At 47.2% G+C, this 20,630-nt stretch carries 17 protein-coding genes; 13 read left to right on the top strand and 4 right to left on the bottom strand.

What is annotated here, in order from left to right:
• Window positions 1–5: 5 nt before the first annotated feature.
• A complete protein-coding gene (locus ACYVGR_RS34675; protein WP_460965040.1) occupies window positions 6–1,031 on the bottom strand; it encodes a WD40/YVTN/BNR-like repeat-containing protein in 1,026 nt (341 codons plus the stop codon).
• Between the two features lie 60 nt (window positions 1,032–1,091).
• Window positions 1,092–1,892, bottom strand: coding sequence for a Rossmann-like and DUF2520 domain-containing protein (locus ACYVGR_RS34680; RefSeq protein ID WP_460965042.1), 801 nt, complete (start codon window positions 1,890–1,892; stop codon window positions 1,092–1,094).
• Between the two features lie 353 nt (window positions 1,893–2,245).
• On the opposite strand from ACYVGR_RS34680, the gene sov reads away from it, so the two are divergent.
• From sov to ACYVGR_RS34695, 3 genes are all read left to right on the top strand, one after another.
• Entirely contained in the window at window positions 2,246–9,850 is a 7,605-nt protein-coding gene (gene sov / locus ACYVGR_RS34685; RefSeq protein ID WP_460965044.1) for a T9SS outer membrane translocon Sov/SprA, read from the top strand.
• Window positions 9,851–9,949: 99 nt separating this feature from the next.
• The gene (locus ACYVGR_RS34690; RefSeq protein ID WP_460965046.1) at window positions 9,950–10,159 is read left to right on the top strand and encodes a hypothetical protein; all 210 of its coding nucleotides are present in this window, start codon (window positions 9,950–9,952) and stop codon (window positions 10,157–10,159) included.
• Window positions 10,131–10,631 carry a DUF6169 family protein gene (locus tag ACYVGR_RS34695; RefSeq protein WP_460965048.1) on the top strand — a complete coding sequence of 167 codons (501 nt, stop codon included), beginning with the start codon at window positions 10,131–10,133 and terminating at the stop codon, window positions 10,629–10,631. The genes ACYVGR_RS34690 and ACYVGR_RS34695 overlap by 29 nt, the downstream gene beginning before the upstream one ends.
• A 15-nt stretch (window positions 10,632–10,646) precedes the next feature.
• Here ACYVGR_RS34695 and ACYVGR_RS34700 read toward each other — a convergent pair whose 3' ends face one another.
• Complete coding sequence (locus tag ACYVGR_RS34700; protein ID WP_460965050.1) at window positions 10,647–10,991, bottom strand: MerR family transcriptional regulator; 345 nt, start codon at window positions 10,989–10,991, stop codon at window positions 10,647–10,649.
• A gap of 81 nt (window positions 10,992–11,072) precedes the next feature.
• Here ACYVGR_RS34700 and ACYVGR_RS34705 point away from each other — a divergent pair, with 81 nt between their 5' ends.
• The 10 genes from ACYVGR_RS34705 to ACYVGR_RS34750 all read left to right on the top strand — a co-directional run bounded on the left by ACYVGR_RS34705 (window position 11,073) and on the right by ACYVGR_RS34750 (window position 19,579).
• Window positions 11,073–11,885 (top strand): SDR family oxidoreductase, encoded by an 813-nt coding sequence (locus ACYVGR_RS34705; protein ID WP_460965052.1) that lies wholly within the window; start codon window positions 11,073–11,075, stop codon window positions 11,883–11,885.
• Between the two features lie 124 nt (window positions 11,886–12,009).
• Window positions 12,010–13,068 carry an aldo/keto reductase gene (locus ACYVGR_RS34710; protein WP_460965053.1) on the top strand — a complete coding sequence of 353 codons (1,059 nt, stop codon included), beginning with the start codon at window positions 12,010–12,012 and terminating at the stop codon, window positions 13,066–13,068.
• A gap of 127 nt (window positions 13,069–13,195) precedes the next feature.
• Window positions 13,196–13,579, top strand: a complete 384-nt coding sequence (gene gcvH / locus ACYVGR_RS34715; RefSeq protein ID WP_182458624.1) for a glycine cleavage system protein GcvH — start codon at window positions 13,196–13,198, stop codon at window positions 13,577–13,579.
• A gap of 99 nt (window positions 13,580–13,678) precedes the next feature.
• Entirely contained in the window at window positions 13,679–15,010 is a 1,332-nt protein-coding gene (locus ACYVGR_RS34720) for a dihydroorotase (RefSeq protein ID WP_460965055.1), read from the top strand.
• Window positions 15,007–15,558 (top strand): DUF4199 domain-containing protein, encoded by a 552-nt coding sequence (locus tag ACYVGR_RS34725; RefSeq protein WP_182458626.1) that lies wholly within the window; start codon window positions 15,007–15,009, stop codon window positions 15,556–15,558. The genes ACYVGR_RS34720 and ACYVGR_RS34725 overlap by 4 nt, the downstream gene beginning before the upstream one ends.
• Before the next feature lie 26 nt (window positions 15,559–15,584).
• A complete protein-coding gene (locus tag ACYVGR_RS34730) occupies window positions 15,585–16,106 on the top strand; it encodes a DUF4199 domain-containing protein (protein ID WP_460965057.1) in 522 nt (173 codons plus the stop codon).
• A gap of 86 nt (window positions 16,107–16,192) precedes the next feature.
• A complete protein-coding gene (gldF, locus tag ACYVGR_RS34735; protein ID WP_182458628.1) occupies window positions 16,193–16,918 on the top strand; it encodes a gliding motility-associated ABC transporter permease subunit GldF in 726 nt (241 codons plus the stop codon).
• Window positions 16,915–17,268 (top strand): VanZ family protein, encoded by a 354-nt coding sequence (locus tag ACYVGR_RS34740; protein ID WP_460965060.1) that lies wholly within the window; start codon window positions 16,915–16,917, stop codon window positions 17,266–17,268. The genes gldF and ACYVGR_RS34740 overlap by 4 nt, the downstream gene beginning before the upstream one ends.
• 177 nt (window positions 17,269–17,445) lie before the next feature.
• Window positions 17,446–18,342, top strand: coding sequence for a phosphogluconate dehydrogenase (NAD(+)-dependent, decarboxylating) (gene gnd, locus ACYVGR_RS34745; protein ID WP_460965062.1), 897 nt, complete (start codon window positions 17,446–17,448; stop codon window positions 18,340–18,342).
• Between the two features lie 151 nt (window positions 18,343–18,493).
• Window positions 18,494–19,579 carry a fatty acid desaturase family protein gene (locus ACYVGR_RS34750; protein ID WP_460965063.1) on the top strand — a complete coding sequence of 362 codons (1,086 nt, stop codon included), beginning with the start codon at window positions 18,494–18,496 and terminating at the stop codon, window positions 19,577–19,579.
• 77 nt (window positions 19,580–19,656) lie between these two features.
• Here ACYVGR_RS34750 and ACYVGR_RS34755 read toward each other — a convergent pair whose 3' ends face one another.
• Window positions 19,657–20,544 (bottom strand): DNA/RNA non-specific endonuclease, encoded by an 888-nt coding sequence (locus tag ACYVGR_RS34755; protein WP_460965065.1) that lies wholly within the window; start codon window positions 20,542–20,544, stop codon window positions 19,657–19,659.
• Window positions 20,545–20,630: the final 86 nt, after the last annotated feature.

A 20,630-nucleotide genomic window follows, 5' to 3' on the forward strand; every position in this document is an offset into this window, starting at 1 on the left:
ACGCTTTATTTAAACTGCTGCACCGCTACCCTTCCTTTGGTACCGACGGCATAACAGGTGCCTTTGGCACAACCCATTGAGTGAAAGCCCTCCGTATCGAGTTGCTGCCAGGTTTGTCCCTGATCGGCTGATAAGCTTGTACCCGATGGACCAACGGTAAGCAGGCGATCACCAGGAAGCAGGGCAACAGCTTCTTTCAGACCGGGAGGATTAGTTTGCGTCAAAAGCTGCCAGCTTTGCCCACCATCCCGAGTAATAGCCGCATTTGGGCCAGGTTGTTGTTCCTGTTTGTAATTACCGCCTACAACCATCCCGTTTTTATCGCTGAAAAAATGCATACCAAACAGGCCGGTTGCTTCTCCAGCTGGTAAGGGCGTGTTCGCTACGTTCCAGGTCTTCCCTCGATCGCTGGAACGGAATACACGACCATATCGTCCACCACCCGATGCAATCCAAACGTTCCGCTTTCCATGCACAACCAGACTGGTACCACTGGCAGCAAACGCGGCTTCGTTCGGCTCCATAAGAGGTAATGCAGCGGCAGGAATCGGTTGCCAAGTTTTTCCACCATCGTCGGTAGTCAGGATAACCCACTTATTATCAACAGGATCGCTGAATACGATTCCATGTTGGTCATCCCAAAAATCGATTCCATCGAAAAATACGCCTTGCTGCTGCGTTTGGTAGAGTAGTGTCCAGGTTTGACCAGCGTCGTTGGTTTTGTAAATCCGGGCTTGTCCTTTTTCGGCTGGGCCGGCACTCATCAAATAGGCGGTTTGTGCATTCACAGCATGTACATCGCGAAAATCACAAGCCTGAGCGTCGGGTACAGTGCCTGTTTGCCAGGTTTTTCCCCCATCGGCCGTTCGCACAAATGTGCCTTTGGTACCGCCAATCCAGGCAACATCAGGACTGGCAACGCTCACCGCCCGGAAACTGGCATCAGTACCGATGTTTTGAAGTCGCCACTGAGCAAAACCGCTTAGAGGAATTAATAGACTTAATATGAACAGGCCGACTAATCGATTCATAGATTTAGCTCTTTGTTAATCAGGATGATGAAATTTGGCTTTATGCCGTGGTACGGTTTATTACTTTTTATAATACCGCTGAATACTTTCCGTTAGAACCTGATATACCTCAGATACACGCGGCTGATTGCTAAGATAGGCTAAATGGGCGTCAATCGTTGTCAGATCATTCCGCCGGGCTGGGCCGGTTTGCACATCGGCTGGATTTCGGGCTGCTAATCCTTTTCGGAACGTTTCGGCAATAATTGGCCGGAGTAAATCGAATTCTAGTCCCTCCTGCGTTGTCAGGTCATGGGCAAGTGCTATCAGGTGATTGGTGAAATTACACGCTAACACAGCGCCAATATGTAGGGTTCGCCGTTCTTCGGAGGTTATTAAATAGACAATATCACTAATCTCCTGTCCCAGTTGAACCAATATTTCTTCCGTAGCCGGATCCGAAGCTTCTATACACAGCGGAATTTCGTCGAATGCTAAAAAGGGCTGACCCTTGGTAAAAGTTTGCAGCGCATAGAAAACACCCGTTTGAACGGGCACATCGCTATAAATACTTAGCCAATGCGCCAATGACCGAAGCGACTGTCCGCCAGACGTATGGACAACTATCGCATTTTCGGGAAGTACCAGGCGCGAACAGACTTCTTCAAGTGCCTGGTCGGACACCGCCAGAACAAACAATTGGGATGGGCTGTCGGCAAAATTTAATTCTGAATGCGTATGGGCATCGTACAAATTACTGACTAGTTGGCGGGAGTGTTGAAGCTGACGGCTGTACACTTCATTAATGTGATGCCCTGCATTCTCCAGCGCTGGCGCTAAGTGCCAGGCGAGATTTCCGGCACCGATAAACGAAATTTCCATAGCCAAGTATAAAACATTTTACTTGAATCGTTACCCATAAAGTGATTGAGTAGGCAAAGTAAGACTTCTTATTGAATGGCGACTTGTATTCGCTAATTCGTTGAAAATATGGCGCGGTAATTGTAGAACGGCTTCCAGTAAGGTCGCTTAGCATCTTATTCTATAAGAAAATGAACTAAAACTTATTCGTATGAGGATGATTTAATGTGTATTTTTATCCCCTAATTATGCTAAAATGAAAGAAAAGAGCCATATAAAAAATCTATTGCTGTATTAGACGAATGGCCTAATTTTGGCCGTTTGATAGAAGAACGTATCCTCGCTCCTTAATTCTGAACCCGAAAGTACCCCCAATGGTGAACCACTACTTTGTTCACAGTTCTGTTGCCAGTCACGTTATTATTCCCGTTAGCAGGCTTTTGTTCATTCCGAACGGGTGGCTTATAGTGGGATGTTGGCTGCTATTAGGGCTGGGTATCAGCTTCGGCCAGAACCAGCCAGCGCCCGCCAAGAAAGGCGCTGCCGGACGACGTCAACAAGCTGCTGCCGATTCTGCACGAGCCAACGCACGTCGGCGAGCTATTATGCGAGCCGACTCAGCTAAACAGGCCATTCAAGATCGAAACGATAGTATTCGAGCATTACGAAGTGCCAACCGGAGGCCAACCGTTAACTGGCCTGACCGACGAGCTACGCGTTTCTCGGAGCGACCGTCAAAATCTCCCTTTATTCTTCGCGATCCCAAAGGTGTTTCGACCGATTTCCGGCTTGACCCCGAAGGGCGCATTGGTGTTACAGAGCGGGTTCGGGCAGGCGTGTCCTTGTCAGGAGCACCTACACCCAACTCAGTGCAGGGCCAAACGAGTGCACCTACAGCGGGCACAAGTACCCCTGCGGCTACGAGTCCGATACTGCCTCCCTCACAGTTTGGTTTGCCCTACCGGCCAGCTGAAACAATTCCGTATTCGACCTATAATCAGCTTCAAAATCAACGTGTAGAACAAAGCGTTTGGCGTGAATATGGGGCGAAACGCGATGGGCAGAGTGCATTAAGTGGCCGTGGGCTGGTTCCAAAACTCGAATTACCACCCGTTATTGACCGACTTTTTGGGGGTAGTCAGGTCGATTTTAAGCCCAATGGATTTGTAACGCTCGATTTTGGGTATCTGTATCAGTTTAATGACAACCCGGCTTATCCGATTCGGCAACGTCGTAGTGGTAACTTTCTTTTCAACGAGCAGATCAGTATCAACTTCAATGGTAAAATTGGGGAGAAACTAGGCGTACTCGCCAACTTCGATACTAAAGCGAGTTTCAATTTCGAGAACGCGCTGAAGCTTAATTATAAGCCAGGTGGCGGCCTACCTGCTTTTGGCACAGGACAGGGGTTACCCGGCTTACCGAAAGCCCCCTCGTTACCAGGAGCCCCTACGCTGCCGGGTATGACCACGCCAGGAGCGCCTGCATTCACTCCCCAGAACGAGAGCATTTTGCAGGGACTCGAAGTCGGTAATATTAGTTGGGCGGTCAACAGTCAGTTGATTCCGGGTGTACAGAATCTATTTGGGATTAAAACACAGCTGCGTTTCGGACGGCTGAACGCTACCTTAGTAGCTTCTCAGCAGCGATCCCGTAAGAGTGAAATTGTACTTCGTGGTGGTACATCGAACCGGCCGTTTGAGATCCGGGCAGATAGTTACGACGAAAACCAGCACTTCTTCCTGTCGCAATTTTTCCGGGCTAACTACGAAGCCTCGCTGAAAACAATGCCACAGGTAACGTCGGGCGTGAACATAACACGGATTGAGGTGTATGTGACGAACCGAACTAACACCACCGAATCGCTTCGGAACATTGCCGGTTTTCAGGATTTGGGCGAAGGAAACCCCTATAATCTGGCGAATCCGAACTTGTCGCCTAATACAAAAAATAATCTGACGCCTACAGCCAATGCTGCCAATGGGCTCTTTAGCAAACTAACCGCGAATCCAACAAGTGGATTTCGGCAGGTAGATCAGACGAACGATCAGTTGACCACCTCTTTTCAGCTGACCAAGGGGAGTGATTTTGACTTGCTTCGTGGTGCCAAACGACTGACCGATCGGGAGTACCGACTTCAGGCCGATCTGGGTTATATTTCGCTCGTAACCCCGCTGCGGAATGACGAGATTCTGGCCGTTGCCTACGAGTACACCTACCAAGGCCGTCGCTATAAAGTGGGTGAATTGACCGAAGATTACCAGGCTCGTAAAGGAGACGAGGTGATTGTGTTGAAGTTGTTGAAATCGTCCACGATACGTAACAACCTTCAGTTACCGATGTGGAACCTGATGATGAAAAACATCTACGGACTTAACTCATCGCAGATCACCCGGCAGGGCTTTCAACTACGGATTATTTATAAAGATGACCTGACGGGTATGGATAACCCTAACCTGCAGGAAGGACGCCGGACACAGAATCGCCCACTGGTGCAGCTGTTTGGCATGGACCGGCTTAATCAGCAATTGGATGCTCAGCCCGATGGCAATTTCGATTACGTCGAAAGTTACACCATTGATAGCCGGTATGGAAAAATAATATTTCCGGTTCTGGAACCGTTTGGGGCGTATCTGGAGAAACAGTTCGATGCCGACGAAGACAATTTAAAGGCGAAATATGTCTTTAGTGAGCTATACCGGGGAACCCAGGCTGATGCAAAACAGATTGCCGCTAAAGATAAGTTTTACCTGAAAGGCTCGTTCCAATCGGGCAACGGAGCCGAGGTGCAACTGCCATACGGCGTTAATGAACAGTCAGTTACGGTAACAGCGGGTGGTGTGCCACTAGTAGCGGGCTCAGATTACGTACTAGAGGCCCAGATTGGTAAGTTGCGCATCATCAACGAAAGCGTAACCAACTCGGGCCGCGAGATTCGGATTAGCTACGAACAGCCCGATCTGTTCCAGAACCAGATTCGAACACTTATTGGTACCCACCTGGATTATGTTGTTAATAAGGACGTTAGTATTGGCTTAACCGCCATGCACATGAAAGAGACTCCCGCCGGTTTCCTGACTCGGGTGGCATTGGGGAACGAACCTGTCAATAACACAATTCTGGGTATCAACGCCAATATTCGCAAAGATGCCCCTGGTCTGACGCGGCTGCTGGATGCGTTGCCAGGCGTACAAACTAAAGAAATGTCGACGGTCCAGTTCAATGGTGAAGTCGCGCAACTCTTTCCGGGTACAAACCAGAAGGCCAGAAACGAAAGTTACCTGGATGATTTTGAAGCGGCTCGAACGATTTTTGACCTAACCCGTCAACCCACACGCTGGCGGCTAGGCTCTACACCACAACAGTTTCCCCAAGGCTCGTTTGCCGATCCGCTACCGTTTGCTTATAACCGTGCCCGGATTTCGGTCTATACGGTCGATCCCAGTATTTTTGGTTCAACGGGTTTGCTGGGTGTATCGTCGAACATTGATGTTGAGGATGCAAACAAGCACATGTATGAACGACCTTTCTTACCACAGGAATTATTTCCAGGGCGGTCGGCAAGACCAGTGCAGTTGCCCGAAAATATTTTGGATGTAGCGTATTTCCCGGCAGAACGGGGTATGTATAACTACAACCCAAATCTGGATGCAAATGGATTTCTTCCAAACCCGGCCCAGAACTTTGGTGCCGTAACTCGGGCTATTGCCTCAGATATTGATTTCGATAATGCCAACGTGGAGAACATCACATTCTGGTTGATGGACCCATTTGTGAAAGGAGATGCCGGGGATATTCGATATGGACCCGGTTCCAATCAGATTTTAAAAGGAGGCACTCGCAAGAGCGGGGGGAAATTAGTGTTTAACCTGGGCGATGTTTCGGAAGATGTGGTGAAGGATAGCCGTTATGAATTTGAAAATGGTTTCCCGCTCGATTCTGCCATAAGCACACGGAACCCTGGTACCGAAACAACGGCTTGGGGAAAGGCTCCAACTCGGCAATTTGTGACGAATGCTTTTCAGAGTGGTTCGCGAGCGCAACAGGATATTGGTCTGGATGGTTTAAGTAGCCAGCCAAACATTCCGAGTGGCGTTACTGCTGAAAAGGACTTCTTCAAAAACTACCTAAACGCCATCCGCCCGAAAATTAGCGCCGATGCATTTGCCGAAATTGAAGCGGACCCTTCGGGCGATGACTTTAAATTCTATCTGGGCGATGATGCCGATCAGCAGAAGTACATTATTGCCCGGTATAAGAAATACATGGGTATGGAGAATAACTCGCCCGAAAATACCAGCGCCAATCAATACCTGACTCCTGCATCGACTACATTACCTGATATTGAGGATTTAAATATAGACAATACCATCAACGACAACGAAGCGTATTATGAATACGAGCTGGACTTGCAGCCTGATAAACTGGAAGTTGGTCAGACTAAATATATTGTTGATAAAGTGACCGTAAGTACGCCGGGAGGGCCAGTAAACTGGTATCAATTCCGAATTCCAGTGCGGGAGCCATCAGGTAAAGTAGGCGACATCAACGGGTATAAGTCAATCCGGTTTATGCGGATGTACCTGACGGGTTTTGCAGATCCTGTTGTGCTTCGGTTTGCCGAGTTGCAAATGGAGGCCAACCAATATCGTAAATACACGGGCGATCTGACGCAGCATGGCTTACAGGAAGTTCCTGAACCGTATGATGCAAACTTTACGGTATCGACGGTTAACATTGAAGAAAACAGCAGCACCCAAACCACCACGGCTGGAGGAGACAAATATCAATATACGGTGCCACCGGGCTACGTTCGGGATCGCGACTATACCCAACCCAACATCGTTGAACTGAACGAGCAGTCGATGCGGTTGAGCGTAACGGGTTTACGAGATGGCGATTCGCGAGGGGCGTTCAAGAATACCAATTACAATCTGCTGTTCCGGGAGCGGCTCAAAATGTTTGTGCATATGCACAACAATGAAACGGAAAGCGGTAAAGTGTCTGCTTTTGTTCGACTTGGTACCGATTACACAGACAACTATTACGAAATTGAAATTCCTGGCCTGATCGCCACACCAGCTGGTAATCAGGCGCCAGAGGTAGTCTGGCCCGATGGAAATGCGTTGGATTTAGCGCTTAACGAACTGATTACCCTCAAGGCAAACCGGAACCGGGAATTTGGTCGCAAAAGCTCGCTACCATTTACACAGCCATCGGCAGATAAACATTACCTGCTCACGGTAGTGGGTAACCCGGATTTGAGTTCGGTGCAATCGATCATGATTGGGATGCGAAACCCTAAAATGCTTGGTGATGGAGAACAGCCTAAGACCTTTACCATCTGGGTCGATGAGTTGCGGGCAAGCGGTTATGATCAGCATGCCGGGGTGGCCGCAGTTGGTGCGTTAAATATGAAACTCGCCGATCTGGGGACACTCACAGCATCAGGCCGAATTACGACCTTTGGATTCGGTGGCGTACAGACACGTATTGGTGAACGAGCCCTCGAAACGACGACTGAGTTTGGTGTCTCGTCGGCGCTGGCAATCGATAAATTTTTGCCAGCCAGTTGGGGCATGAAGATTCCGCTTTACGTCAATTACGACCATCGGAATGTTGACCCTCATTTCGACCCGCTCGACCCCGATACGCCACTGCAAACCTCGTTGTCGACCAAACCGGAGTCTGAACGCGACAGTTATCGTCAGTTAGTTCAGGATAATACAACACGCCGAGGGTATAATTTCTCGAATGTGAGGAAGGTAAAAACCGCCCCAAATGCAAAATCACACTTCTGGGATTTCGAAAACTTTGCGTTTACCTATGCGTTCAATGATATGAAGCGCACGAACATTCTGACGCAGGAATACCTGCAACGGCAGAATCGGGGCGGCATTTCCTATACGTATAGCGCACAACCCAAACCGTTTGAGCCGTTCCGGAATGTGGCTTCGTTTGAGGCTCCGTATCTGCGCTGGCTCAAAGATTTTAACCTGACGCTGTTGCCGTCGCTGGTCTCGATCCGAACCGATATGGACCGGAGTTTCATTAAAACCCAACTCCGATCATCTGACCTGACAACGAACGGGATTTTGCCGCAATTCGAGAAATATTTCCTGTTCAATCGGTATTATGATCTGACCTGGAATCTGACGCGTAGTCTGATTTTGACCTATCACGCCCAGGCCAATGCAATTATCGACGAACCAGCAGGCGACATCAATACGCAAGCCAAACGCGACTCGATTATCAACAGCATCAAGCATTTGGGACGGATGAAAAACTTCGTTCAGGACATTAAGGCCACCTATCGACTGCCGTTAGACAAGATTCCGCTACTCGACTGGATTGCCGCCGATGCCAGCTATGCAGTAGGCTATCAGTTCCAGGCCAATTCTTACGGTATTGTCGATTCGCTTGGGGTTCCGTTTGGTAATATCCTGCGCAACAACCGCGAACGGGGTATTACAGGCCGGGTCGATTTAATTCGATTGTACAATAAAATTCGCTACCTGCGCTTTGCCAATACACCTGCGCCGATACGGAAAAACTTTGCCCGTAACCCTGGCGATATTGAAGATATTGTGCGCGGAGAAAGTAAAGTCCTGAAAAACTTTACGCGTGCCTTATTGACCGTGCGTGGAATTAACTTCTCCTATAACTTGCAGGAATCCACCATTTTACCCGGCTTCCTGCCAACCCCGAAATTCTTTGGTCTAAGTGCCGAAAACGCACCAGGTTTAGGTTTTGTGTTGGGCAGTCAGGATCATAATATTGCCTATAAAGCGGCACAAAAAGGCTGGTTATCACCCAGCACGGTTCAGAATACGGCTTTCCAGCAAAATATTACCAAGAAGTTTACGGCTAGTACAACGCTGGAGCCATTTAAGGACTTCCGAATGCAGATCAACTGGCGACTTGACCGAACCGACGCTTATCAGGAATACTACCGACCTGGTTCGCAGGGTGGCCCATTTGAAACCCAGACGCCCGTGCGAAGTGGCCAGTTTAGCATGTCTTTCTGGTCGTTCCGAACAGCGTTTAAAGGGTTGCGTTCCGATAATAGTTCGGTTTTATTTGACAGTCTTGAGCAATATCGATCCTACTTTGCTGGCGTACTGAATAAAAAAGCAGGAGAGGCAAATCGGGCGGGAACCTATGATGTCAATTCACAAGATGTACTGATCCCTTCGTTCTTTGCCGCCTATAGTGGTCAGAAAAAAGAGAAAGCGAAGTTTTCGCCGTTCTATAATTTCCCCTTACCAAACTGGCAGATTGCCTACAATGGTATGTCAGGCTTAGGGTTTATTCGGAAGAAATTCTCCTCATTTACTTTAAACCATAGTTACTCATCGACTTACAGCGTCGGTAATTTCATTTCGAATCTGGATTATACAGCCGCTTACGTAAATCTGGCGGTACAGGACTTTGGTCCAAGGGTAGATCAGGTGACGAATCAGTTAGGTCAATTTGTGCCTATTGTAGCGATGAGTACTATTACGATGTCGGAGAAATTTGCGCCCTTAATTGGCGTTCAGTTCCAAACGAAAAATCGTATTAGCGGCCAATTGGCCTTCAACCAGAGTCGGGATGTTGCGCTAAGTCTGTCGAATGCTCAGGTTGCTGAACTAAGCAATAAGGACATAACGGCCTCTATGGGCTTTACACGGCAGAACTTCCGGATTCCATTCCGGATCAATGGAACGTATAAAAAACTCAAAAACGACCTGACGTTCTCCTGTGCATTGACATTCCGAGATACCCGAACCATTCAGCGTAAATTAGATGCTGAGCAGATTGTGACCGCTGGTAACGTAAACTTCCAGTTGCGCCCGCAAATTAGCTATATTGTTAGCAAGCGTCTGAATTTCAACCTCTACTTCGATCGCACGTTCAACGACCCACTCGTTTCGAACTCGTTTAAGCGAGCAACTACCGCTGGTGGCGTACAGGTGAAATTTAATCTGGCAGAGTAGAAAGCCCGTCAGGAATGAGGGTTTACAGAACTCAAGTCAGTTCGTTAATTGTTTATACTTCTGAGAATCGCTACGTTTGTATACTAAATAGTAAAAACCATGGAAAAGCAGAAAGAAGTTAAAGCTATCCGAGCGGAAGATTTAACGCCCGAACAACGGGAAAAATGGCTGGCTTTTTATCGGAAGGCAATGCAGCGCAAACGCGAAACCCAGGCAGAAATGCGCGAGTATGCAAAGACGCCAGAACATCAGGAAGTCATGCGGCAATTAAGAGAAGAAAATGCAAAGCGAGGAACCCCGTATTTATAATTACAAGTTCAATAGTGGATGGGATAGTGTATACTCATTTAGCACAAAGAACAACGTTGAATACGATGTTCGTTTTAAGCCTGGGATAGATTATGTCCCGCCTTATGAACCATGGCGAGATGATTTTTATGAACTAGTCATTGAAGTAATTACGGCTCCTAACCCTACTCATATTCCCGCAGATCGTGCCATCTTTCCAACGATTGTAGCCATCATTTCTGATTTCTTCGCCGTTCATGAACGGGTTATTCTGTATATCTGCGATGACTCTGACTCTCGCGAATTAGCTCGCAAGCGTAAATTTGATAACTGGTTTAACCGAAGCAGGAATCACCCGTTTGAGAAATATGACCTTCCGTCAGTAATTAGTGGTCCTGAACAATACTTTGCGTCAATATTTTTTCGATACGACAACCCCTTCCGTCAGGCTATCATTGCCGCTTTTGAGGATTTAGCAAACGGCGAGAAATAATTCCTTTTCTGACAATCAATCAGGAAACAGGCCAATCTTTTTGCGTAAATAAGCTCTGACCTGTTCAATTTCGGCAGCGGCTTCGTCCATTTTTCGGAGCTGGTCTTCCAGAATCGTTCGTTTTTCTAAGTTCGTCAGCTTGCCCGCTCGCCAGTCAACGAACTTTTCCTGTATATCCCTGAGTGTGAAGCCCATTGCTTTAATAAACTTAATTTGCAGCAATCCCGCTACATGCGATTCGTCGTATTGGCGATGCCCCCGTCGACTCTGGCGGTTGCTTTGTAATAAATTCAATTTCTCGTAAAATCGGATGGTGTCGGGCGTTAGCCCGGTTCGATTGGCTAGTTCGCGGATGTACATTTCACAAAAAAATGAGCGTTGTGGGAATTCTGGAGTTAACTCCAATTTGTTCGCTATACGAATATGAAACCATTCTCAACAATGACAAAAACAATTTTCATTACAGGCGCATCGAGTGGACTTGGCAAAGCCGCTGCAATTCTGTTTGCGAACAAGGGCTGGAACGTGATTGCCACCATGCGCAATCCCGAAAATGAAACGGAACTTACCCAAATCCCTGCCATTAAGCTCCTGCCGCTCGATGTCACGAGCCTCGAACAGATACAGTCTACAGTACAGCAAGTGATTGACTCAAGTGAGGTAGATGTAGTATTCAACAATGCTGGCTACGGTTTGGTTGGCCCTTTAGAAGGCACAACTGACGAGCAGATTGTGAAACAACTGGAAACAAATTTGCTGGGTGTTATTCGGGTTACGCAGGCATTCATCCCACATTTCAGAGCAAAACGAGCCGGTTTGTTTATTAGCACTACGTCGATTGGCGGTTTAGTGGCCTTCCCGTTCAACTCGGTCTATCATGCTACCAAATGGGCCTTGGAAGGGTGGAGTGAAAGCATGTCGTTTGAGTTATCCAAATTTGGTATTGGAATCAAAACAGTTTCGCCCGGCGGTATCACAACCGATTTTTCAGGTCGTTCCATTGTGCGAACATCGCACGAAGCGTACACGGATCAACTGAATAAAGTAATTGCCGCCTTTAGTGATCCGGCTCGCCGTGCCAATTACTCAACTGCCGACCAAATTGCTGAAGTCGTATATGAAGCGGCTACGGATGGCAAAAATCAATTGCGGTACGTGGCGGGCGAGGATGCCAAAGCCTTATATGCGCAACGCTTACAAGTGGGCGACGAAGTATTCAGAAAAGCCGTTAACGATCGGTTTTTTAATGAGTAAAGCCTTACTGACTATTGCCTTATCTATTCGTCTCATCACAATTTAGTAACCTTAATACCGGGTATCTCGATCAACAATCGACCTAGTATCCCGGTTGACTTAACAAACCCCAATAAACGAACGTATGAAATACAACCATCTCGGAAATACCGGCGTATTAGTTTCCGAAATCTGCCTGGGTACCATGACCTTCGGAGGAAATGGCTATTGGAAAGCAATGGGCGAGCTTCAGCAGAATGCCGTCAACGATATTGTCAAAGCCGCACTGGATAGTGGCATTAATTTCATTGATACCGCCAACGTCTATTCCTTTGGCGAATCGGAACGATTGCTGGGGCAGTCGTTGAAAACGCTGGGGATATCGCGTGATGAACTGGTGATTGCCACGAAAGTCCGTGGGCGCATGGGCGAAGGCAAGAATCAGGTTGGTTTAGGTCGTTTGCAAATCATGCAGCAGATAGAAGGTAGCCTGAAACGCCTTCAAGTTGACCATGTCGACCTATACCAAATTCACGGATTTGACCCCATAACACCGCTGGAAGAAACTATGCGCGGGCTGGAAGATGTGGTCAGAAGTGGTAAAGTGCGCTACATTGGCTGCTCGAATCTGGCGGCCTGGCAAGTGATGAAAGCCAATGGAATCGCGGAGAAAAATGGCTGGACGAAGTTTGTATCGACTCAGAATTATTATTCCATTGCTGGTCGCGATCTCGAAAATGAAATCGTGCCAATGGTACAGGATCAGCAGATGGCTATTTTACCCTGGAGTCCATTGGCGGGAGGTTTCTTATCCGGAAAATATACCCGTGAAAACAAACCCGAAGGCGATTCGCGTCGATTGGCGTTTGATTTCCCACCTGTTAATCAAGAGCGTGCTTACGATATTATTGAGGTGATGCAAACCATTGCTGAGGCACACGGTGTTTCGGTTGCACGGATTGCGCTGGCCTGGGTCTTGGCCAAACCTGGTGTGACAAGCGTTATTATTGGTGCCAAAAACACCGACCAGCTTGCCGATAACATTAAAGCAGTAGAAGTAAGCCTCACCAGCGAACAACTTGAGCAGCTCGATCAGGTCAGTTCAACCACGAAGCCCTATCCACAATGGATGATTCAACGGCAGAGTAGTGATCGACTTGGGGCTTATAATTTCTCACCCAATCAATCGACAGTGGTAAAGTAAGGTAGTCGCTTCGGTGGCCCGATGGAAAATCGTTTATAACTAAAGTGAGCCTGGCCAGCCACATTACCGTTTGCAAATTCGGCAGATGATACCGATTTTTGTGGGAATCAATCAAGACCCCTTTACAATGAATTTTCCCGCAGAATTAAGCTATACGGAGGATCACGAGTGGATTCGCATAGAAGATGATGGTACCGCCGTAATTGGCATTACTGAATTCGCACAAAATGAATTGGGCGATATTATTTTCATCGACGTTAATACCGTCGGTCAATCACTCGGGAAAGGGGATGTTTTTGGTGCTGTTGAAGCTGTGAAAACGGTATCGGACCTGTTTTTACCAGTCGAAGGCGAAGTTCTCGAACTGAATCCTGCCATTGAAAAAAGCCCCGAACTGTTGAATAGCGATCCATATGGTGAAGGGTGGATTATTCGCCTGAAACCTGTCGATGCCGGAGCAAAAGATGGTTTATTATCTGCCGATGCCTACCGGGAATTGATAGGCGCCTAATTCGCTGAATAGATTAATTGGAGGCTCCGAAAGGGGCCTTTTTTTCGATAATTACTTCATATGCAGCCCTCTTCGAAAAACGGGAGAGGGGAATTTTCTATGCAATTTCTAATCCGTTCTGCCCGTGTTGTTGATGCTGCTTCATCCTTGAATGGGCAGGTAGTTGATATCTTGGTTGACAACGGCCTGATTCGTCAAGTTGGCGAAAATTTGTCTGCCGATGCAAGCAGCGTGGTTATCGAGTCGGATAATTTGCATGTATCACCCGGCTGGGTCGATATGCGGGTCTTGGCACAAGACCCAGGCTACGAGCACAAGGAAGATCTGAACAGTGTTTGTAAGGCTGCCGCTGTCGGTGGTTTTACCGATATTGCGGTGCTACCAAACACGCAGCCGGTTATCGACGACAAAGGAACACTGGGTTATGTCCGGCGCATGGCCGAAGGACAACCTGTAAGTGTCCACGTTATTGCCGCTATAACGAAAAAAGCGGCTGGCGTTGATTTTACAGAAATGCTTGACCTGCATCATGCAGGCGCTGTTGCGTTTTCTGACGGTACCCATCCGCTCCAGAACCCTGACTTATTGCTCAAAACGTTACAATATCTGCAACCGGTTAATGGGCTACTGATGAATCGGCCAGAAGAGCAATTGCTGACTCAGTTCGGTCAAATGCATGAGGGTATTCAAAGCACCTTACTTGGCCTGAAAGGCATGCCAGCCCTCGCCGAAGAACTAATCGTAGAGCGCGATTTGCGATTGCTGGATTATGTGCTGAGCACGGGGCGCGGAGCAGAGAGCAGGGAGCATGACAAAACAACCCCAGCCCCGAGCTCCGTGCCCCCCACTCTTCACTTCTCAACGATTTCTACGGCCCGTTCGGTGGAGTTGATTCGGCAGGCGAAGGCGCAGGGATTGCCTGTTAGTTGCGATGTCGCAGTTCATCAACTTGTCTTCGATGACTCTTCGTTAGCAGGTTTTGATACAAATCTTAAAGTGAATCCACCCTTCCGGTCAGAAACAGATGTGGCTGCGCTTTGGGCCGGGCTGGCCGATGGAACGATTGATGCCATCGTATCAGATCACTCTCCTCAGGATGCCGAAAGTAAAAACCTGGAGTTCGATCAGGCGGAATTTGGCATAATTGGTCTGGAAACAGTTTTCCCTATTTTGGCCAGTCATAATCAGGGAAGATTGTCCTGGGCACAACTCATTGAAAAACTCACCACACGCCCTCGCCAAATTCTGCGACTTCCTGCGTTGAGCATTGCCGAAGGACAGTCGTCCTGTTTAACGCTTTTTGATCCGACCAGCACGTGGCACTATGAACGTACGGTTTCTAAGTCGAAAAATTCTCCATTTCTAGGTCAGTCGTTCACCGGACGCATAGTCGGTATTGTACATCACGGCCAATTTAAGCCTGCTAAATGAAAAGTATTCTGAATTATTTTAATCACCCGTTGCTAAAAATCCCACTTCTGGCTGGATTGCTAACGGGTGTTTTGTGTTTCCTGTATTTCCTGGCGCTGTATGCCATTGGCGTTCCCCCGTTAGGAAATATTCGAGTGCTGGATTTCGGCATTCACATTATTGTGATGGCCGCTACAGTCTGGTATTACCGGAAATATATTGGCCATGGTCGGTTGCATTTGTGGGAAGGGTTGACCATTGGTTACGTCCTTAATACAGTAGCAGCCTTAGTGACGGGCTGGCTTATTTATCTGTTTATTACACAAATTGATCCGGGCGTGTTTGCTGAATATGTAGTTAATTCTAAAAAGCTCTTACTAGATGGCAAAAAGCAACTCACCGATCAGTTTGGCCCAGAAACCTTTGCCGAACAGTGGAGTAAAGTTGTTAATATGCAGCCTTCGGTGCTGCTGCCTGATGAGTTGACAAAGAAAACAGCGTTAGCCGTGTTGCCCGTACTCATTATTTCGCTTATTTTCCGAAAGCAGGACTATAGTGTTTTGCGATAATCCGATCTAATTACTAGCCCAAGATTATGAATAATCAGACCTCCACCGCCCGTGTTGCCCTAAAATGGGGACTGATAACTGGCATAACCTTAGTGGTCTATTCAATCATTCTGTACACACTCGATCAAACGACGAACCGCTCGCTTAGTCTTATCATTTATCTGATTCTGATTGTAGGATTAGTGTTGAGTATGCGTGACTACCGTACTGCCAACGAGGGATACATGAGTTACGGCGAGGGCATGAGTACAGGAACTTTGGTATCGGCCATAGCAGGCTTTCTGTCGTCGCTGTTTACGGTTTTCTATACCCAGATCATTGATCCAGGTTTTCAGGAGCGTATCACCGAGCAGGTGCGCACGCAGATGGAAGATCAGGGGACTATGTCTGACGAACAGATCGATCAGGGTATCGAAATGATGCAGAAGTTTCAGAGCCCAGGCATAACCTTTGCCGTGGGTATCTTTATGACCATACTCATTGGTGTCATTTTCTCGCTGATTATAGCCGCTTTCATACGTAGGAACAAAGACAATCCGTTTGAATAGAAACAGTTACAGTTTACGGTTTACCGTTGGTTGATCAGCAAATAGGTACAGGCCAATCGTAAACCATAAACCGTAAATCATCAACTATGCTGGCTATTTTCCGTAAAGAAATCAACCAATTCTTCTCCTCGCCCATCGCCTATATTATCATGGGTGTATTCCTGACAGCAATGGGCTTACTGCTGTGGGTGTTTCCCGACACTAGCCTGCTCGAAAATGGCTACGCTGATATGGGCACCTTTTTTAATCTAACTCCCTATTTATTGCTCTTTCTGGTGCCGGCCATTACCATGCGTTCGCTGGCCGATGAAGTACGTTCGGGTACCCTCGAATGGCTACTGACTAAGCCTGTTAGTAAATGGGGCATTATCAGCGGAAAGTTTCTAGCTAGCTGGCTACTGGTCATTATCACCCTGCTTCCTACTCTGATTTATTATTTTACGCTTTATAAACTCGGTTCGCCCGTTGGGAATATCGATTCGGCGGGGGTGTTTGGTTCTTATCTTGGCCTGATCTTATTAGCCGGTGTGTTTGTGGCTATTGGTTTGTGGGCGTCGTCATTTAATGACAATCAGGTGGTTGCCTTCGTACTGGGTGCATTTTTTTGTTTTTTACTCTATGTGGGTCTTAGCGCGCTGGCTGGCTTATCAGCGTTGGGTGGCTTATCGTATTACCTATCTTCATTGGCGCTGGATGAACAATACCGAGCGCTGGGCAGGGGTGTAATTGATAGCCGAAATGTGATTTATCTGCTTAGCTTACTTATCCTCTTCCTGCTTTTGACAACCAATCGCTTGAAATCAACTCTATGAAAATTAATCCGACCGTATTTCGTTGGCTAGCCATTGTCTGGACCATTATTATGTTGATCGGGTGCCTCACTCCCCATGAGGAATTGCCTGGTGAATTAGTGGAGCTTAACGATAAAATGCTGCATGCAGCCATTTTTGCTCCATTCTCCATCTTGTGGATATTGGCTGGGGTTCGCATGAATCATACGTTGATAGCAGGCATTCTACTCGGAGCACTCATTGAAGTTCTACAATACATATTGCCGATTAATCGTAGTGCCGACTGGATTGACTTTGCCGCTGATGGATTGGGTGTCCTTATAGGGATAGGCTTAGCCTGGGCTGTCCAAAAAACAGGGGTTGTAGCCTGATAAAATCATAACGCATCTTTTCTGCTTATATCTATTGAGTGTCTACTGCGGATAGCCAGTTGATAGGAAATAATACGCCGGGAGAAATTTAAAATAGGATTAATTGAATTCTAACGGACCGAAAAAAGAAGAGTAAGGGAAAAATTGCCAACTTAACTGCTTAAATCATCAACTGTTATGCATATTGGATTCATAGGATTAGGCAAGATGGGGTTCAACCTCGTTACTAACTTGGTAAGGCATGAACACACTGTTGTCGGCTTCGATATTAACCCAGAGTTGGTTGAAGGTATTGAGAAGGTAGGCGCCCAGGGAGCTAACACGTTAGCCGACCTTTATAATGCGCTGCCCGAGAAACGCGTTTTGTGGCTGATGATTCCGGCAGGGAATCTGGTTGATAAGGTAATTGAGCAATTACTGGCGGTTATGCAATCGGGCGACGTCGTTATTGACGGGGGGAACTCGCACTACAAGGATTCGCTCCGGCGGCATGAATACCTGAAAGAGAAAGGCATTGGTTTCCTCGATTGCGGAACCAGTGGCGGTATTAGCGGTGCCCTGAATGGCGCTTGTACTATGGTAGGGGGCGATCCTGACGTAATTGAGCCACTACATGGTGTTTTTAAGGACATTTCTGTTGAAGACGGCTATCTATACACAGGCCCTGCAGGAAGCGGTCACTTCACCAAAATGGTCCATAACGGCATTGAGTATGGCATGATGCAGTCCATTGCCGAGGGCTTTGAAGTACTAGAGAAAAGCCAATTCCCGTTCGATTTTGAAGCTGTTGCCAAAATGTGGAGTCATGGCTCAGTGATTCGTGGCTGGCTCATGGAACTGACGGAAGACGCGTTCCGGAAAGACCCTAAACTGGATACAATTAAAGGGAAGATGTTCTCATCGGGCGAAGGGCGCTGGACGCTCGATGCGGCCCTTGATCTGGGTGTTCCAACACCCGTAATCGCGATGTCCTTACTAACCCGTTATCGCTCCTTACAGGATGATACCTTCACCGGGAAAGTAGTAGCAGCTTTGCGCAATGAGTTCGGCGGCCATGCCGTCGAGAAAAAATAAAAAGGTCCTAACGATAAATAGTTAAATAAAGTTCTGTTTTTTTCGTTAGTATTACACAAAGGTTCGGGTCGTTTCAATTTCGCTATGAACGATAATTGAAGCGACCCGAATTTTTGTATCCTATTATTCCTTAAACCGCCGTACCTGTTGCATGAAATTATTGAGCACTATCCACGACCCTACGTTCAAAGGTGGAAATTACAATAGGCTGGATCGTTTTTTCCTCCAGTTTATTAAAGATGAACGAGACCTGCCCTTTATTTATCTTACCCTTCGCATTTGCCTGACGCTTGTTCCCTTAAGCGTTTTGCTGTTTATGCCCTTTTTGACGGGTTGGGCCTGGTGGGCGATCGCTGTTCTTCATTTATTTTTTAGTAATCTGGGCGTCAAAGGTCCCTTTGGTTTGATGCTTCACTGTACAAGCCACCGTCAGTTTTTTAAGACCGAGTATGACTGGATGAATAAATTTCTGCCCTGGATACTGGCGCCTTTCTTTGGTCATACCCCCGAAACCTATTATAGTCATCATATTGGCATGCACCATCCTGAGAATAATCTCGAAGAGGATGATAGTAGTACAATGACCTTCCAACGCGATAGCTTCCGAAGCTTCCTGGCTTATTTCGGGCGTTTTTTTGTGGTTGGTGTACGTAATTTGCTGGGCTATCTCCGGCAGAAAAATCGCCCTAAACTAGCGACACGTGCGCTAACAGGTGAAATCCTGTTTGCGGTTGTTTGCATTGGGCTATGCTTTGTAAACTGGCGCGCTACGGTACTGGTATTTCTGCTGCCGCTTGTTATCTATCGATTTATTGCGATGTTGGGTAACTGGACCCAACACTGTTTTGTCGATTTTGACGATCCAGGTAATGCTTACAAAAACAGTATAACCTGCATCAATGTGCGCTATAACAAAAAATGCTGGAATGACGGTTATCACATTAGTCACCATGTTCGGCCAGCCATGCACTGGACTGAGCATCCCACATTTTTCATGAAAACTATTGATAAATACGCACAGAATCAGGCTGTTGTTTTCGATGGAATTGATTTCGGGCAAGTATTTTTCCTGCTCATGTTTAAGCGCTATGATGTGCTGGCTCGAAACATGGTCAATATTAACGGGGCTTTTGCTGATGATGACGAAGCCATTGCACTGCTACGACGACGCACAAAGCGAATTCCCTTGAAGACTGTAGTCACAGACATGCCGCAGGTGTCGGCGGTGGCTGCATAAATTGTATAAACACAGAGACACGGAGAACACAGAGTGGTAAATAATGCTCTGTGTTCTCCGTGTCTCTGTGTTTAGCTCTAACTATTGCCGCCATCGATTTGCTTTTCAATAATCTGCTGAACGTCGACAGGTACATTCGATAAGAAATCGTAGCCAGTTAACTTTTCCAGTTCGTCTACACTGGTTAGATAAGCTCGCCAGGGCTTGTCGGCAGCGGTCTGATTATTAGGGATATTGACAGCAATGACGCGCGTATTAGAAGTAAGCTGAAATCCATTATCACTCCCGTTAGGGACAACGACCAGTATTTTCCAGAGCGTAGCCGGAACGGTCAGTTTGCCATTAGCGATTGTGGTTGCATAGCCGTTTTGTCCGGTTCCTCCGGTACCACTTACACCAGCAATAATATAGACATCATTACCGTTGCTCATCAGTTGACGTTCGTAATCTTCTAAACTTTTCCAGACCTCCCGATTGTGTCGTGGCGCTTGTGGCACGATGTTGGATAGGATGAATGTGGCGGCATTATCTTCGGGGCTTGAATCCCGATCGTCGGATGGACAGAGGTGCCCCCGGTCAAAGCCCGTATTCGTATAATCGTTTGGTCGAGCAGCATACCAGCCCGTTGGTAACGTTTGATCAGGTTTGAACTCGGTTGTTCGTTTGGCATCACCTTTCCAGGAAGGACTTAGGCGCCAGCTTACCCAGTTAGCAATGCCTCGGCTACGATTATAAGACAGTGTATACTGAGGACGCGTAATGGGGTAATTATCCGGATCACTGATCGACGCTCCACTCGGGTTTCCGAGAGCAAGATTATCCGCGCGGTTAAGACTTTGAGAAGGAAATGTTGTTGCTGGAGCAGTCGGTCGTACAGTAGCGCACCCGTTCAGAAGGACGCCCAGACTGACCGCCAAAATAATAGTTTTGAACGGATGATGAAGTTGAATTGATTTTGCTGACATTCTTACGGAACTTTACGATCAATCCATAAATGTAGTGATTCTCGACGTAGCCCTTTAGTAAATCTAACGAGAGAATTTAAGTGACC

Source organism: Spirosoma litoris (assembly GCF_054776755.1).

Bases quoted from the DNA above. Each gene is read 5' to 3' on its own strand.
- ACYVGR_RS34700 (WP_460965050.1), bottom strand. From the start codon at position 10,991: ATGTACATCCGCGAACTAGCCAATCGAACCGGGCTAACGCCCGACACC.
- ACYVGR_RS34695 (WP_460965048.1), top strand. From the start codon at position 10,131: ATGCAAAGCGAGGAACCCCGTATTTATAATTACAAGTTCAATAGTGGA.
- ACYVGR_RS34710 (WP_460965053.1), top strand. From the start codon at position 12,010: ATGAAATACAACCATCTCGGAAATACCGGCGTATTAGTTTCCGAAATC.
- ACYVGR_RS34730 (WP_460965057.1), top strand. From the start codon at position 15,585: ATGAATAATCAGACCTCCACCGCCCGTGTTGCCCTAAAATGGGGACTG.
- ACYVGR_RS34705 (WP_460965052.1), top strand. From the start codon at position 11,073: ATGACAAAAACAATTTTCATTACAGGCGCATCGAGTGGACTTGGCAAA.
- ACYVGR_RS34755 (WP_460965065.1), bottom strand. From the start codon at position 20,544: ATGTCAGCAAAATCAATTCAACTTCATCATCCGTTCAAAACTATTATT.
- gnd (WP_460965062.1), top strand. From the start codon at position 17,446: ATGCATATTGGATTCATAGGATTAGGCAAGATGGGGTTCAACCTCGTT.
- gcvH (WP_182458624.1), top strand. From the start codon at position 13,196: ATGAATTTTCCCGCAGAATTAAGCTATACGGAGGATCACGAGTGGATT.
- sov (WP_460965044.1), top strand. From the start codon at position 2,246: ATGGTGAACCACTACTTTGTTCACAGTTCTGTTGCCAGTCACGTTATT.
- ACYVGR_RS34675 (WP_460965040.1), bottom strand. From the start codon at position 1,031: ATGAATCGATTAGTCGGCCTGTTCATATTAAGTCTATTAATTCCTCTA.
- gldF (WP_182458628.1), top strand. From the start codon at position 16,193: ATGCTGGCTATTTTCCGTAAAGAAATCAACCAATTCTTCTCCTCGCCC.
- ACYVGR_RS34750 (WP_460965063.1), top strand. From the start codon at position 18,494: ATGAAATTATTGAGCACTATCCACGACCCTACGTTCAAAGGTGGAAAT.
- ACYVGR_RS34720 (WP_460965055.1), top strand. From the start codon at position 13,679: ATGCAATTTCTAATCCGTTCTGCCCGTGTTGTTGATGCTGCTTCATCC.
- ACYVGR_RS34725 (WP_182458626.1), top strand. From the start codon at position 15,007: ATGAAAAGTATTCTGAATTATTTTAATCACCCGTTGCTAAAAATCCCA.
- ACYVGR_RS34690 (WP_460965046.1), top strand. From the start codon at position 9,950: ATGGAAAAGCAGAAAGAAGTTAAAGCTATCCGAGCGGAAGATTTAACG.
- ACYVGR_RS34680 (WP_460965042.1), bottom strand. From the start codon at position 1,892: ATGGAAATTTCGTTTATCGGTGCCGGAAATCTCGCCTGGCACTTAGCG.
- ACYVGR_RS34740 (WP_460965060.1), top strand. From the start codon at position 16,915: ATGAAAATTAATCCGACCGTATTTCGTTGGCTAGCCATTGTCTGGACC.